The 14334-nt window shown below is 69.0% G+C and carries 13 protein-coding genes; 5 read left to right on the top strand and 8 right to left on the bottom strand.

Translation table 11 applies throughout. The annotated features are described in order from the left end of the window. The first annotated feature begins 16 nt into the window (after nucleotides 1-16). Nucleotides 17-280, top strand: a complete 264-nt coding sequence (locus tag ACGFI6_RS09480) for a hypothetical protein (protein WP_393116704.1) — start codon at nucleotides 17-19, stop codon at nucleotides 278-280. Here ACGFI6_RS09480 and ACGFI6_RS09475 read toward each other — a convergent pair. From ACGFI6_RS09475 to ACGFI6_RS09465, 3 genes are all read right to left on the bottom strand, one after another. Next, nucleotides 268-1437 carry a DUF418 domain-containing protein gene (locus ACGFI6_RS09475; RefSeq protein WP_393116702.1) on the bottom strand — a complete coding sequence of 390 codons (1170 nt, stop codon included), beginning with the start codon at nucleotides 1435-1437 and terminating at the stop codon, nucleotides 268-270. The genes ACGFI6_RS09480 and ACGFI6_RS09475 overlap by 13 nt on opposite strands. A gap of 80 nt (nucleotides 1438-1517) precedes the next feature. Next, nucleotides 1518-1658, bottom strand: coding sequence for a hypothetical protein (locus ACGFI6_RS09470; RefSeq protein ID WP_165546414.1), 141 nt, complete (start codon nucleotides 1656-1658; stop codon nucleotides 1518-1520). Nucleotides 1659-1738: 80 nt separating this feature from the next. Next, nucleotides 1739-2272 (bottom strand): CbrC family protein, encoded by a 534-nt coding sequence (locus tag ACGFI6_RS09465; protein WP_393116700.1) that lies wholly within the window; start codon nucleotides 2270-2272, stop codon nucleotides 1739-1741. Between the two features lie 48 nt (nucleotides 2273-2320). On the opposite strand from ACGFI6_RS09465, the gene ACGFI6_RS09460 reads away from it, so the two are divergent. Continuing rightward, nucleotides 2321-3178: a DNA-formamidopyrimidine glycosylase family protein gene (locus ACGFI6_RS09460; protein ID WP_393116698.1), complete on the top strand. Its 858-nt coding sequence runs from the start codon at nucleotides 2321-2323 to the stop codon at nucleotides 3176-3178. 51 nt (nucleotides 3179-3229) lie between these two features. Here ACGFI6_RS09460 and ACGFI6_RS09455 read toward each other — a convergent pair whose 3' ends face one another. From ACGFI6_RS09455 to ACGFI6_RS09440, 4 genes are all read right to left on the bottom strand, one after another. Next, nucleotides 3230-4774 (bottom strand): hypothetical protein, encoded by a 1545-nt coding sequence (locus tag ACGFI6_RS09455; RefSeq protein WP_393116696.1) that lies wholly within the window; start codon nucleotides 4772-4774, stop codon nucleotides 3230-3232. 17 nt (nucleotides 4775-4791) lie between these two features. Continuing rightward, the gene (locus tag ACGFI6_RS09450) at nucleotides 4792-5616 is read right to left on the bottom strand and encodes a hypothetical protein (protein WP_393116694.1); all 825 of its coding nucleotides are present in this window, start codon (nucleotides 5614-5616) and stop codon (nucleotides 4792-4794) included. Nucleotides 5617-5732: 116 nt separating this feature from the next. Beyond that, nucleotides 5733-6680, bottom strand: coding sequence for a trypsin-like serine peptidase (locus tag ACGFI6_RS09445; protein ID WP_393116692.1), 948 nt, complete (start codon nucleotides 6678-6680; stop codon nucleotides 5733-5735). Between the two features lie 71 nt (nucleotides 6681-6751). After that, nucleotides 6752-7588 carry a hypothetical protein gene (locus tag ACGFI6_RS09440; protein WP_393116690.1) on the bottom strand — a complete coding sequence of 279 codons (837 nt, stop codon included), beginning with the start codon at nucleotides 7586-7588 and terminating at the stop codon, nucleotides 6752-6754. A gap of 219 nt (nucleotides 7589-7807) precedes the next feature. Between ACGFI6_RS09440 and ACGFI6_RS09435 the strand changes: the two genes are divergently transcribed. The 3 genes from ACGFI6_RS09435 to ACGFI6_RS09425 all read left to right on the top strand — a co-directional run bounded on the left by ACGFI6_RS09435 (nucleotide 7808) and on the right by ACGFI6_RS09425 (nucleotide 12550). After that, entirely contained in the window at nucleotides 7808-8131 is a 324-nt protein-coding gene (locus tag ACGFI6_RS09435) for a rhodanese-like domain-containing protein (RefSeq protein ID WP_393116688.1), read from the top strand. A gap of 146 nt (nucleotides 8132-8277) precedes the next feature. Continuing rightward, nucleotides 8278-11628, top strand: coding sequence for a phosphodiester glycosidase family protein (locus ACGFI6_RS09430; protein ID WP_393116686.1), 3351 nt, complete (start codon nucleotides 8278-8280; stop codon nucleotides 11626-11628). A gap of 10 nt (nucleotides 11629-11638) precedes the next feature. After that, a complete protein-coding gene (locus ACGFI6_RS09425) occupies nucleotides 11639-12550 on the top strand; it encodes an LD-carboxypeptidase (RefSeq protein ID WP_393116684.1) in 912 nt (303 codons plus the stop codon). Here the strand turns inward: ACGFI6_RS09425 and ACGFI6_RS09420 are convergent. Next, nucleotides 12522-14309 carry a S9 family peptidase gene (locus ACGFI6_RS09420; protein WP_393116682.1) on the bottom strand — a complete coding sequence of 596 codons (1788 nt, stop codon included), beginning with the start codon at nucleotides 14307-14309 and terminating at the stop codon, nucleotides 12522-12524. The two genes, ACGFI6_RS09425 and ACGFI6_RS09420, sit on opposite strands and share 29 nt — an antisense overlap. Between the last annotated feature and the right edge of the window lie 25 nt (nucleotides 14310-14334).

Below are 14334 nucleotides of genomic sequence, written 5' to 3'. Positions count from 1 at the left end.
TAGAATCATTACTGCCATGAGCGGATACGTAGTTCTCGTAGTTCTCGTACTGGCTGTGATCGCGGCTCTGGAGATCAGCAACAGGCGCCACTCGACCGGTCCGGCTGCCGGACCGCGGGGCTCCTGGATCGCCGACGACCGCGACCTGGCCCGGACCAAGCTCGACCTGCTCGCGCTCGGCGCGGCGGCCAAGCCCTTCACCAGCAAGCCCGCTTCGACCACCGGCACGGTGCACCACATCCGCGCCGCCCGGGTCACCCACGGCCGTCACGCGGCCTGAGTCCGCCAGCTGAGGGCGGTCGCGTTGGTGACCGCTCGCAGTACGCCTTCGACCGGGCCGTACCGGAAGCTGTTGAGCCACATGTGGCTGAGCATCAGCTGCAGGACGAAGATCCCGACCGCGAGGCCCGTGGTCTCCAGTGGCGACACCTGACCCATCAGCCCGAAGCCGACGCCGGTGAAGATCAGTACGGTCGCTACTGACTGACCCAGGTAGTTCGAGAGGGCCATGCGCCCGGCCGGCGCGAGCAGGCGGCGGATGTCCTCCCCGCGCTCGGAGTGCATGATGCGCAACAAGGATGCGACGTAGGCCGCTGTCAGGAAGGGCGCCGTCATGACACTCATCAGTACCGCCCTGGTGTCACCGTTGCCGCCGGACGCGTAGACAACGCCCCCGGTGATACCGATCGCGAAGCCGACCAGCTGGATCAGCCGGAGCAGTGCGTCGGCTCCAGTGGTGTTCTGCAGCAGTCGGCGCCGGCCGGCCACCATGCCGACCAGGAACGCCGCCAGTGTCGTGGGGCCCTGCACGGTCAGCAGTGAGAGACCGTACGTGGGGAGAGCGCGGAGGTGCTCCCCTATGACACTGCTGAACGAGCCGGCCAGGTTCGCCGTGGTCTCCTGGGCGGCTGCTACTGCTGTGGTTGGGTCCAGGACCGCGGACGTGTCCAGGAAGAGCGCAGCGATCGCCAGGGTGAGGAAGAGGTACGCGTAGATCGCTCCGGCGACGAGGAGCGCCGTACGGTCCTTGACGCGCCGCATGGCGACCAGGACGAGCCCGATGATCGCGTACAGGCTCAGGATGTCGCCGGTGATCAGGAAGACGCCGTGCAGTACGCCCAGCACGAACAGCCCGCCCAGCCGGCGCACCATCCGTGGGCGGAACGCTGCGCCCACCCGCTGCGCCGCCTCGAGCTGCAGCTGGAAGCTGTACCCGAACAGGAACGAGAAGAGCAGATAGAACTTCATGTCCACAAAGGCCGACGACAACCAGTGGACGGAGTGGTCGAGCCACGACCCGTACGCCGGATCCTCCGCGACGTGAATGGGAAACCCGGAGGCCGCGAACGTGATGTTCACAATCAAGATGCCCAGCAGGGCAAACCCACGCAACGCGTCAACATCCTGAATCCGCGTCCGTTCCAGTACCTGGCCCATACAGCCAGCACACCAGCACGGCGCCCCCCACGCAGTGACCCTGAATCCTCCCCCGAGGTAGACCTAGCTCTACCTCGGCGTCAGTGAGCGCGGCGTTGCTGGACCTTTTGGACCGCCTGCTTGATCTTCTGCTGGTTCTCCGGCTTGCTCAGCTCACGCTGGGCAACCTGCACCAGCTTGGCGACCACAGCGCCCTTGAGCATTGTCTTGACGAACCCCATGAGGGCCTCCCAACTCTGGTACCCCCGAAACTACCGCCCGTCACAACCACCCTCCATAGGTGATCCACCGGAGACAGCCCTCAGGACATGTCCGAATACGCCAGGTGTGTCCCGCACTGCAGGCACCGGAACAGGTACCCCGTAGCTTCGCCGTCCGCGTCCAGGTGTCGCACGTAGTACTCACACTGCTCCGGCGACCAGAACTGCCGGTTCTCCTCCAGCAGCATCTCAACCGCCTCCGGAAGCTCGCGCAGTACCTCGTACCCGACCCGCCCGAGGAAGGCCGCCCCGTCGCCGCAGTGGAAGAGCCAGCGCTCCTGCTGCCACCCGTCGAAGCCAGGCGTTCGTGTCAGCACCTCTTGCACGACAGGCTGTGGCACGCCATCTGGTTCGCCCAAGGTGTCGGTGAACGTCGCGTCGAACCGATCGGCCGCCGACCCGTCCGCGATGCACCACGGGCACAGTTCGTCGACGATCTCCTCGACTGCGTACACCGGGCCGGTGTACAGATAGCCGCGCGACTGGCCGCAGTTCAGGCACTCCTCCTCGCTCGGCTTGACCATGCCGGTGGCGAGTGGGTCGGGGTGGTAGCGGAAGGTGGGCAGTTGGGTCACAGTGGTGATTTTGGCCGAACTGTCCCTGGGGTCGGGCACACTGGGGGTATGCCTGAGTTGCCGGAGGTTGAGTCGCTGGCGGTGTTCCTGCGGGAGCGCGCGGTGGGGCATGCGTTCGTGCGGGCGGACATCACGGCCATCAGCGCGCTGAAGACGTACGACCCGCCGGTGTCCGCGATGGTCGGGTTGCTGATCGACGACGTGCAGCGGCACGGGAAGTTCCTGGACATCTCGGCGCAGGGCGTGCACCTGGTGATCCACCTGGCGCGGGCCGGCTGGCTGCGCTGGAAAGAGGAGCAGAACACCGGGCTCGTCCGCCCGGGCAAGGGCCCGATCGCGCTCCGGACCGTGCTGGACGACGGGGCCGGGTTCGACCTGACCGAGGCCGGTACGCAGAAGAAGCTCGCGGTGTACGTCGTCCGGGACGTCGCCGACGTCCCGGGGATCGCGCGCCTCGGCCCGGATCCGTTCACGCTCTCGCTCGACGACTTCGGCGAGATCCTCAGACGCGCCGGCCGTGTCCAGCTCAAGGGCGTCCTGCGGAGCCAGTCCGTGATCGCCGGCATCGGCAACGCGTACTCCGACGAGATCCTGCACGTCGCGAAGATGAGCCCGTTCAAACCGGCGTCGAACCTGTCCGACGACGAGCTCAAGGTCCTGTACGACGCGATGCGCGAAACCCTGCAGGACGCGGTCGACCGCTCCGCCGGGCTCGCCGTCCAGGACCTGAAGTCGGAGAAGAAGTCCGGCCTGCGCGTGCACGGCCGCAAGGGCCAGAAGTGCCCGATCTGCGGCGACATCGTCCGCGAGGTCAGCTTCGCCGACTCCTCCCTGCAGTACTGCGCAACCTGCCAGACCGGCGGCAAACCCCTGGCCGACCGGCGGATGTCAAAACTCCTCAAATAGCGCCCTGGGGCGGCGGCCCACACGATCGTGAACCGCCACCCCAACACAGGACTACTTGTCGAGCTGCGTCAGCTGCGCGATCCGGTCCAGCTCCAGATCACCCTTCGGCGCGCCACGGAAACCGTCGAAGTTGTACGCCGGCAGCGTCCGGTTGGCGTGCTCGTCGGTCTCGGTGCGGGTCGTCGTACCGCGGTGGTCGGCCACCTGCTCAACGGCCGTCCGGCGCGAGGAGTTGCCGAAGTCGCCGAGCAGACCGAAGCCCTCGTACGAGTACGGCAGCGCGTACGTCGCGTAGCCGTCGCGGTCCGAGCGAACGATCGAGCCGTCCCGGTCACCGGCGACGATGCTCGACCGGTGGTCGGCGAAGTCGAGCGCCGGGTTCCCGGTGATCGCGCCCGAGCGGCCCGCGATCGCCTGGTGCGAAGCCTGCTCGTCGGTGACGACCTTGCTCACCGTGCCCCGACGGCTGGACTCCTCCGTGCCACGAACCCGCCGCGACGCCTGCTCGGAGGACACGAATCCGGTCACACCGTCGAACCTGAACGGCGCCGCCAGCGAACCGGTGGTGGCCTGGTCGTTGACCAGCGTGTAGCGACCGTTCCGGCCGGTGGCGAACAGGCTTGAGCGCCGGTCGCTCAGCGCGGCGCTCGGGTCGGCCGCGAAGCGCCCAACGTTCAGACCCGCGGCCGTACGGGAAGCCCGCTCATTGGACTCGACCTCGGTGCGGTTGCCGTGGTGACCGGCCGCTGAGGTCTTGCGGTAGTTGGCGTCGTACGACTCCGACCAGCCTTGCGCCTCCAGCCCACCGGTCGAGATCGGCAGCGAACCGGTGACGTCGGTCGCCGAGTTCGAGGAGACCTTCGAGCCGTGCCGCCCGCTGGTGCCCGCGATGGACTTGCTGGTGTCGACGGCCCCGTTCGGGTCCAACGTGATCGCGCCCGTGGCGAGCGAGCCGCCGGTCTTGCTGCTGTGGACGTTGCGCTGCTCCGACGTCGAGGTGCCGTGCTTGCCGGTACGGACGACCTTGCGGCTGTCCGTCGACGTCTGCTCGTTCTGCGCGGTGACCTTGGCGCCGCCGATCGTGATCGGTGCCTTGATCGAGCCCTTGGTGTGCTGCGCGGCGGCGCCACTGGTGTTGTGCCTCGAGCGGTCGGTGGTCGACCGGGTGACACTGCTCAGGCTGCCGGCCGGGTCGGCGGTGATCTTGCCGGTGCTCAGGCCGAGCGTGCTCTTCTGCGTCGAGGCCGAGTTCTTCGTGCTCGTCGTCGTACCCTTCCGGTCGGTGTGGGTCACCGCCGTGCTGTGGCTGGACGACGACTCGGTCGTGAGGCCGAGGTCGACCGAACCGATCTCGAGCGGAGCGGACAGGTTGCTGCTGGTCAGGTTCTCGGCGAGGCCGCCGCCGGTTCCGATTCCGGTTCCGGTGTCGGCGTTCGCGACTGCGGCTCCGGCGAAGAACAGGCCGCCTGCGACTGCGGCGGTGCTGAGGGAGCGCTTGATCCAGACGTTCATCAGGTGATGCCTTCCGTTCGTTGCGTTCATCGGTAGCCGGCGTACTCGGGGTACGCCGTCCAGGTCCGGCCGCCGGCCGGTCACGCGATGGAACGGAAAGGTCAGTCGGGCGTGGTCCCGGGGCGGCCGCCCGGGTGCGGTTGTACGGTGACGTCGTGCTCGCCGGCGCGGGCAGCTGAGGCGAACCGCTGAGTCAGTGCATGTGGGAGCACGGCGAGCTTCTTGACGACGTGGGTGCCGGCCGACGAACAGGTCAGCTGGGCGTCTGCGGGAGCACCGGGCACAGGGTGCGGCGCCGGATGCTGCGGGCCCGGACCAGAGTCCGAGCCCGGAGCGGGAGCCGGAAGCGCAGCTGGAGCGGGAGCCTGAGCCGGAGTCACCGCCGGAGCCGGGCTGCGGCTGGCGGCTGGGGCCTGTGCAGGCGGTGCAGTTTGCGCGGCCGGTCGTGCCTGCGCGCGCCGGGAGGTGACGTGGGTGCTGGCAGCCCGCACGGCCCGGGGCTCGTGTTTCTTGATCGCGGCCTTCGTCGGAGCCACAACGGTCCGAGCAGGTTGAGCGGGTTCCGGTGTGACAACCGGCCGCAGCACAGGCTGCACGACCTCATCCAGAGCAGGCTGCACGACCTCATCCAGAGCAGGCTCCACGACCCGATCCGCAGCAGGCTTGACCACCGGCCGTACGACATCCTGAACCACTGGCTCGACAGCGCGATCCACCACAGGCTTGGCGACAGGGCGTACGACCTGCTTCGCGACGGGTTCTACGACACCCTTCACCGCTGGATCCAGGAGTGTGCTGATCGGGCTGGACGGTGTCCGGGCGGCGCTGGCTTGAGTGGTCGACAGGATCAGCGCGGCCGCAGCGCCCGCGAGAGTGCCGCCGAGGAGAAGCGCGAGACGCGTCCAGCGACGACGTTCGGCGGACATCTGCGGCACCTCCCCGGGCGTGGGTTCTCAGCTGCTGACAGTCCTCCTTCGGAGTGAGCAGCTGCCCGGATAGGTGTCGATCCGGAAAGAATTCTGCCTGCGCGAGCAGGCACCGGTCAGGTGGTCATCTGGTCGAACATCGTCTTGACGTCGGGGGTGTTCGGCGTCGACAACAGCGTCGGTGTGCCGCTCGTCGTACGCCGTGACGTGACAGCGAAGACGTACCCGAGGTTGGCGTCGATGCGGTCCTTGAACCACGGGCCGCCGCTCGCGCCGCCGTTCATCGAGCAGGTCAGCGCCGCGTCCGAACCGCCCCACGCGTAGGTGTCGCCGTCGCAGTAGTACGGCACCTCACCGTTGTACGGCGCCTCGGCCGGCCAGCCCCAGATCCGGGTGCCGGGCTGGTTCTGTCCGTTGCCCCAGACGAGTCCGTTGCCGCCGACCGAGTCGATCAGGTTCGCGCCGTTGCGCTGCTGCAGCGTGACGAACGCCTGGTCGTGGGTGAAGTCGCTGCCGTTGATCCAGGAGTCGAACGCGCGCGCCTGGCTCCAGTTCCACAGGCCGTAGCCGGACTGGCCGTTGTAGTACGCCGGCGCGAACACGATGTTCGAGTGCCACGCGCCGCCCTGGCCGCTGTGCACACAGTGTCCCGCGGTGATGATCAGGTTCTTGTAGCCGTTGTTGATCGTGGACGCCGAGCACACATAGTTGAGCCCGTTGTCGGTGAAGAACAGCTTGCCCGCCGTACTCGGAACGGCGTCGTTGGCGAGCTTGTTTCCGCCGAGCGCCGCAACCGGCCGGGACGCGATCCCGCTCGAAGTCCCTTGTTTTGCTGGGGTTCCGGCGGTGCTGCCGGATGGCAGGTCGGCCGGGATGGCGTTCCTCAGCTTCTCGGCGGTCCAGTACCCGGTCGCGTCCAGCGCGCCGGCCGGAGCCTTCGCCGAAAGCGCCGGAGCCCGTACGGCGGTGGTCGCGGCTGTGGGCGCCGCGGTTGCTGGCGGGACGGCTGCGCCGGTAACGAGCAGAACTCCGGCGGCGAGCAGACGGACGAATGTTCTGGGCATGCGTACTCCTCGATCGGGGCGGTTGATCGATCACTGCCAGTAGAGGGGAAGCGCTCTCAAAACGCAAGCGGTCACAGGTGAATGACGTACGGTGATGAAGCCGACCGGCGCCCCGCGTCGAGCCGCGCCCGCAGTTCGTGCTCACCCGGCGGACCGGCGACGCGCGTGGCCCAACCGAGCGACCGGCCCGGCTCCAGCCCGTCGAAGGTCCAGGTTTGCTCGGTCGCGGACCACCCGGGCGGCAGTGGGAGCTCGACGTCGCCGCGCGCCGGCGTACGGCCGAAGTTCGTGACGACCATGGTGACCTCGTCGCGGCCCGGGTGGATCGACGCCAGTACCGTGCCGACCGGCGCGACGAGGATCCGGCGGATGCCGGCCGGTACGGAGAGCGGTACGACCCGGAGCTCCGGCATCGGGAACGGGCCGACCGTGGACCGGGTGAGCTGGTGGCCGCCCACGCGGTACCGGCGGCCCGCGAGGCGGATCTGGTACTGGCCGTCCGCCTCGACCATGCCGACGAAGCGGATGGCGATGTCGGTCGCGCGCCGGGCGACCAGATGGGCCGTCGGACCGCTCGGGGTCAGGTCCCAGACGCCGTCCGCGTTCGCGGTGACGGTGTCCTGCGGGACGATCCGCAACTTGCCGGACAGCGCGACGCGGACGACCGGCGGCTCACCGGCCTCGGGCAGCCGGACGACCAGGTCGTCACCGTCGCGGCGCCAGGTCAGCGCCTTGCCGGTGTGGTCCTCGACGACGTGCCGCGGCGTGGTGGCCAGGCCCGGCAGCCGGACCTCGTGGTCGGGTGGCCGGCACGCGATCCGGAGCAGCAGCAGCTCGCGATTCCGCAGGATCGCCTCGCCCCACGGTTGCGGTTCGAACTCCCCCGGGATCCCCTGAATCAGCGCCACCGCAGCCTCCTTCGAGCCACGGTCCGAGATCCGCCCTCTGGTGTCAACGCCTTTTCCGTACTCCGGGCAACCGCTTCCTCCACACACCGTTAAGGGGTGAACCTCGCAGCCGGCCCCTTCGCAGCGGGCATGCAAGGTGTGAACGGTCCGCTTGGGTGGTGAACCACTCAAATGAGGGTGCGGCCGGGTGGGGTGGGGTTGGTCTGACATGCTTGAGCCATGTTCCGGAACCAGGAGATTCCTTCGGTCGTGGTGAGCGAGCTCGACGACGCCCTGCTGGCGGAGGCGTTCGTGCTCGACGTGCGCGAGCCGGACGAGTGGGACCGCGGCCACATCGAGGGCGCCAAGCACATCCCGCTCGGCGAACTGCAGGAGCGGGTCGGCGAGATCCCGGTGGACCAGAAGGTGCTGTGCGTCTGCGCCGTCGGCGGCCGTTCCGGTATGGCGACCCAGTTCCTGAACCAGGTCGGCCGGGAGGCGATCAACCTCGACGGCGGCATGCACGCCTGGGAGATCGCCGGCCGCCCGATGACCAGCAATTAGGGCATGTTCGGGAAGAAAACCTTCCACACGGTGAGTGCACGCGTTACTTTGTCACCGGTCGGTTGCCCGGCGTACACCTGCGGCTCATGAGGCGGTAGCGCACGCGGCGTCGGATGACCGCGTCCGTCCACCGTGGGGAGGCCCCTGTGTCGCTCATCCGTCCGTTGACCACAGCGATCGGAGTCGGTGGCCTGCTGGCCGGCGTCCTGGTCAGTCCGGCCGTCGGCCAGACCCTGACAACGCACACCCGTACGTCCGGGATCCCGGACGCCGCGATCGCCGAGAACGGTGTCGTGACGTCACGCAGCGACAGCCCGGTCGCGCCGGGCGTGAACTACACGTCGTTCGACCGCCTGGACCCGAAGGGGTGGCAGCGCGGCGACATCCTCGCCACCGACCTGGACAAGCACGGTGTCACGGTCGACCTGGTGAACACCGGCAAGGTCTCCGGCGGTCAGCCGCTCAGCCAGCAGCTCGCCCGCAAGGGCGCGATCGCCGGCGTGAACGGCGACTTCTTCGACATCAACGACACCACCGCGCCGCTGGGCGTCGGCGTCGAGTCCGGCAAGCTGCGGAACGCGCCGGCCACCGGCCACAACGACACCGCGGTGATCGGCAAGGACGGCCTCGGCAAGATTGCCGAGCTGTTCCTGCAGGGCACCGCGACCGACGGCGCCACCAAGCTGGAGCTGACGAACCTCAACTCGCCGGCCGTCAACTCCGGCGGGATCGGCCTGTACACCCCGGAGTGGGGCGACGCGGCCCGGACCCGAACCGTGGACGGCCTGCCGACCGTTCGCGAGGTGATCCTTCGCGACGGTGTGGTCGTCTCGTCCGCGACCACTCCGGCCACGACCCCGCTGGCGGCGAACGAGCAGGCGCTGATCGGCCGCGAGGCGGGTGCCGACGCGCTCACCGCCCTCCAGATCGGCGACAAGGTCGGCATCGAGTACGGTCTGCGCCCGGACGCCGCCGATGTCGCGGCGGCGGTGAGTGGCAACTACCAGCTCGCGAAGGACGGCAAGGTGCCGGCCGACGTACCGGACGCGGATCTCGCGCCGCGGACCGCGATCGGGTTCGACGCGGACGGCAGCCGGATGATCCTGCTCACCGTCGACGGTCGTGCGACCGGCTCCCGCGGCCTGTCGCTCAAGGAGATGGGCGACCTGATGATCAGCCTCGGGGCTGACGACGCGCTCAACCTGGACGGCGGCGGCTCCTCGACGATGCTCGCGCGGACCCCCGGCAAGGTCGCGCCGGACGTGGTGAACGACCCGTCCGACGGCAGCGAGCGGCTGATCCCGAACGGCCTCGGCCTGCTTCCGGTCAAGGGCAGCGGCCGGCTGAAGGGCTACCGCGTCGAGTCCGTCGGCACCTCGACGGAGAGCCCGGACACCGACATCTCCCGCAGCTCCCGCGTCCTCACGGGCCTCAGCCGCGTCCTCAGCGCGACCGGTTACGACGAGACGTACGCTCCGGCCACCGGCACACCGCTCTGGTACTCCGGCAGCAACGTCCGCGTCGATCAGCACGGTGTGGTGACCGGCCGTCGCGCCGGCGACGTGATCGTCACGGCGACTCGCGGCACCGCGAACGGAAGGTTCCCGATGACTGTCCTCGGTACGCCGACCCGCCTCGCGCCCAGCACCCGCCAGGTGTCGCTCGCCGACACCGGTGCCAAGGGCTTCTTCGAGATCGACGGGTACGACGCCGATGGGTTCTCGACCTGGGTCGAGCCGCGCGACGTCAAGCTCAGCTACGACCCGGCACTGGTGAAGATCGTTGCGAAGGGCAATGGTTTCGAAGCCAGTGCCGTGAGCGACGAAGCGACGTCGGCAGTGGTCACCGCGACGGTCGGCAAGCTCAGCACACAGCTCAGTGTCACCGCGGGCCTCGCGAGCACCGTCGTCGACGAGCTCGACGACGTGAGCAAGTGGGCCGCGAACGCCGTACCGGTCGGCGCCGCCACCGCATCGCGCTCCGCTGCGGAAGGGCACGACGGCGGGCAGGCGATCGCGCTCGACTACTCGTTGACGGGCAGCACCGCCACGCGCGCCGCGTACCTGTCGCAGACCCCGCAGCAGACGCTGCCCGGGCAGCCGCAGAAGCTCGGCGCCTGGGTGTACGGCGACGGCAAGGGAGCCTGGTTGCGCGCCAACGCCTACGACGCCGCAGGCGGTACGGCACAGACGCTCAACCTGGCCGCGACCATCGACTGGACGGGCTGGAAGTACGTCGAGGCGGACGTCCCGCCCGGCCTGGCGATGCCGCTGCGGTTCTGGCGGATCTATGTGGTCGAGACCTCGCCGACCCGGCAGTACTCGGGCCGGATCGTGATCGACGACCTGACCGTACGCAGCGCGCCGCCGGTCACGCTCGATCCGCCCGCGAAGGTGATCGACCCGATGGTGGTCACCGACGGGACCGTGCAGACCAGCGACCGCTGGCGGTTCGCGGTGCTGTCGGACGCGCAGTTCACCTCCGACGACCCGAACTCGGACTACGTGAAGCAGGCCCGCCGGACGATCCGCGAGGCGCTCGCGCAGAAGCCGGACTTCCTGGTCATCAACGGCGACTTCGTCGACCGGGCGTTCGGGCCGGACATCGCGCTGGCCAAGCAGATCATCGACGAAGAGGTGGCCGGCAAGGTGCCGCTGTACTACGTCCCGGGCAACCACGAGACGTACGGACCGGGTGATCTGTCGGAGTGGAAGAAGGTCTTCGGCAACGCGACCAGCACGTTCGACCACAAGGGCACCAGGTTCGTGCTGCGGGACTCGTCGCTCGGATCGCTGCGGGCCGGCGGTTTCGACCAGATCCTCGACCTGCGCAAGCAGCTCGACGATGCGGCGCACGACAAGTCGATCCGGAACGTCGTCGTGATGGCGCACCACCCGATCGACGACCCGTCGCCGACGCAGAACTCGCAGCTCGGCGACCGCAAGGAAGCCGCGATGATCGTGAAGTGGCTCGCCGACTTCCGCAAGGCCACCGGTAAGGGCGCTGCGTACATGGCTGGACACGCGGGCACGTTCGCCGCTACCCGGACCGACGGCGTGCTGCTCCCGCTGACCGGCAACTCGGGCAAGAGCCCCGCCGCCGCACCGGACGCCGGCGGCTTCACCGGCTGGGCTCTCGTGGGCATTTCCACCGCGGCCAGCCAGTCCTCGCGGCCGTGGTTCCAGGTCGAGTTGCGTCCGCACGTGGACTCGCTCGAGCTGGCCGCGCCCGCCACCCTCCGCCGCGGGCAGACAGCAACAGCGGCTGCGACTGTGGTTCAGGAAGACCGGCGCGTCCCGGTGTCGTTCCCGGTATCGGCCGACTGGTGGGGCTCGTCAACGATGCACATCGGGCCCGCCAAGACCGCACCGTTCTGGGCAGTGGCGTCGTACGACCCCGCCACCGGCCAGCTGACCGCCCTGCGCCCGGGGATCGCCCAACTCGGTGTAACCGTCAACGGCACTTCCAAGAGCACCACCATCAAGGTCGATTGGTAGCGTCTGCGGCGTGAAGAACGTGGTGCTGCCGCAGCGGCTGCGGAGTGGAGACAGGGTCGCTGTGGTGGCGCCGTCCGGGCGGGTGGACGGCGCACGGCTCGCAGCTGGGACGGAGTACCTCAGGTCCTGGGGCCTGGACGTTCAGGTGATGCCGGCCGTACTGGATGGACATGAGCGGCTCAAGTACCTGGCTGCTGAGGACAAGGCCCGCGCCGAGGACCTGCGGAGCGCTTGGCTCGACCCGCAGTACGCCGCGGTGTTCTGTGCGCGTGGCGGGTACGGCGTGCAGCGGATGGTCGAGTACGTCGACTTCGACGAGCTGGCCGCAGTGCCGAAGTGGTTTGTCGGGTTCAGCGACATCACCGCGCTGCACGAGCCGCTGAACGCACGTGGTCTCGTGACTATCCACGGGCCGATGGCTGCTGCTGTAGAGCAGTTGGCCGTTGCTGAGGGGCGGGAGCGCCTACGGGCGTTGCTGTTCGAGCCGGAGACGGTCACCGACCTGCTGGCACCACGTGGTGCCAGCACAGTGGTCGGCGGTGTTGCCGAGGGCCAGCTGCGCGGCGGCAACCTGGCGTTGCTGGCAGCAAACGTCGGTACGCCGACGTACGCCCCGCCGGCTGGTGTCGTCGTACTCGAGGAAGTGAACGAGGAGGCGTACCAGGCCGACCGGCTGCTCACTCAGCTGCTGCGCGCCGGGTGGTTCGACCAGGTGACCGGGCTGGTGATCGGAGACTTCAGCCAGGGCGGTGAGGGCCTCGACGACACGATCCGCGAACGGCTCGAGCCGCTCGGCGTCCCGATGGTGGAGGGTGCGGCGATCGGCCACGAGGCGTTGAACCTCGCAGTACCGCTCGGACTGCCAGTACGGCTCAACGCGACCGCCGGCACACTCACGCCAAGTGGTCTCGCAGGAAGCTGAATGCCTGTGGGTACGCGTCCAGGCGGTTCGTGAGCTTGGCCAGCCCGTGTCCCTCGTCCGGGTACACGAGCAGCTGGCACGGGACGCCGCGCTTGGTCAACGCCTCGGTGACCTGCTCGGCCTCGGACAGCGGCACGCGTGGGTCGTTGGCGCCGTGAATGACGAACAGCGGAGCCCGGATGTCGTCCACGCGGCTCAGCGGGCTCGCGGACTGCAGGAACTCCCGGTCCGTGGCCAGGTAGCCGTACTCGCGCTCCCGCATCGCCCGGCGGTAGTCCGAGGTGTTCTCCAGGAACGTCACCAGCGAGGCGATCCCGACGATGTCCACGCCGGCTGCCCACAGCTCCGGCTGGAACGAGACGCCCGCGAGCACCATGTACCCGCCGTACGAGCCGCCCCAGAGCGCGGCGCGCTGCGGGTCCGCGTCGATCGTCGGCAGCCAGGCGTTGATCGCGGCCAGGTCCTTCACCGAGTCCAGCCGGAGCTCGCGGTCGTCCAGCGAGTACCAGCGCTTGCCGTAGCCGGCCGAGCCCCGCACGTTCGGTACGACGACCGTGTGGCCCTCGCCGGCCAGCGAGGAGATGATCGGGCTCCATATCCGCATCGCGGCGCCTTCCGGACCGCCGTGCACGTGGACCACCGTGGAGCCGAGGTTCGGAGCGGTCGGCCGGAACACGAACACCGGCACCTGCTCGCCGTCGAACGACGGGACGCGCAGACTCTCCGGATGCTGCAGCTCGGCCGGGACCTCGACAGCGTCGATGGTGTCGATCGCGGTCAGCTCACCGTTCGGTACGAACCGGAACACGGTCGGCGGTGTGACCGGCGAGTTGTAGGTGATCGCCGCGAACGACCCGTCCGGTGACCAGATCGGATCCGGCGCGGCCACGGTCAGTGCCGCACAACCACCGGCCGGCAGGTCGAGCGGAGCGATCGGGGACCCGTCGTCGAGTCGATGCAGGGCCAGCGACACCTCCCCGTCCTCCAGTACGGCGACCAGCAGGTGCTCGCCATCCGGTGAAGGCCACCCGGCCAGGTCGCGTGCGTCGTCCACCAGGAGGTCGGTCCAGGCGGCATCACTGATGTCGTACCGGCGGAGGGCCATCCGGTCGCGGTCGGCGTTGCTCGAGACGAGGAACGCGGACGAGTCCGGCAGCCACGCGACCGGCCCCTGGTCGTTGTGTGCGTCCTCTGCGGTGAGCTCGGTGACCGCCCGGCTCGACGTGTCGACCAGGAGCAACTGCATCGAGTTCGCCGGGCTGCTGGCCTTGGAGAGGACGACCCACTTGTCGTCCGGCGACGGGTCGACGGCCATCACCCAGCCGCCGGCGTCGTACAGGGCGGTCTCGCGGCCGGTGGTGAGGTCGCGGGAGATCAGGTCGAAGTCGACGCCGTTGCGGCGGTTCGTGGTGTAGAGGATGCGTCCGGCGCCGGCGGAGACCAGGTGGTGGATGTACTCCTCGTCGTGCACCAGTGGGGTCAGCGCGGGCAGGCCCTCGTCGGTGAGATCGAGCATCGACAGCTGGCCGCGCTCGTTGCCGCCGGTGTCGTGCTCCACGACCACCTGGCTGCTGCCCGGGACGAACCGGGCGCCCCGGCAGGTGTCGCCGAGGTCGGTGAGTGCACGCCAGGTGCCGTCCGGGGCGACCTCGTTGACCTGGCGGGTGCCGGTGCCGTCGTACAGGACCAGCATGCGGCCCTCGTCGTCGATGTCGCGCGCCAGCGTGGTGGGCAGAGAGAACAGCGTCGTCAGCAGCACATCGCCATCCTCACACGCCCCCGAG

The organism is Kribbella sp. NPDC048928 (assembly GCF_043197975.1).
In the GTDB taxonomy this organism is placed as follows: Bacteria; Actinomycetota; Actinomycetes; order Propionibacteriales; family Kribbellaceae; genus Kribbella.
This window is presented reverse-complemented; position numbering and strand designations above follow the sequence as displayed.

Bases quoted from the DNA above. Each gene is read 5' to 3' on its own strand.
- ACGFI6_RS09480 (WP_393116704.1), top strand. From the start codon at position 17: ATGAGCGGATACGTAGTTCTCGTAGTTCTCGTACTGGCTGTGATCGCG.
- ACGFI6_RS09475 (WP_393116702.1), bottom strand. From the start codon at position 1,437: ATGGGCCAGGTACTGGAACGGACGCGGATTCAGGATGTTGACGCGTTG.
- ACGFI6_RS09470 (WP_165546414.1), bottom strand. From the start codon at position 1,658: ATGGGGTTCGTCAAGACAATGCTCAAGGGCGCTGTGGTCGCCAAGCTG.
- ACGFI6_RS09460 (WP_393116698.1), top strand. From the start codon at position 2,321: ATGCCTGAGTTGCCGGAGGTTGAGTCGCTGGCGGTGTTCCTGCGGGAG.
- ACGFI6_RS09450 (WP_393116694.1), bottom strand. From the start codon at position 5,616: ATGTCCGCCGAACGTCGTCGCTGGACGCGTCTCGCGCTTCTCCTCGGC.
- ACGFI6_RS09445 (WP_393116692.1), bottom strand. From the start codon at position 6,680: ATGCCCAGAACATTCGTCCGTCTGCTCGCCGCCGGAGTTCTGCTCGTT.
- ACGFI6_RS09435 (WP_393116688.1), top strand. From the start codon at position 7,808: ATGTTCCGGAACCAGGAGATTCCTTCGGTCGTGGTGAGCGAGCTCGAC.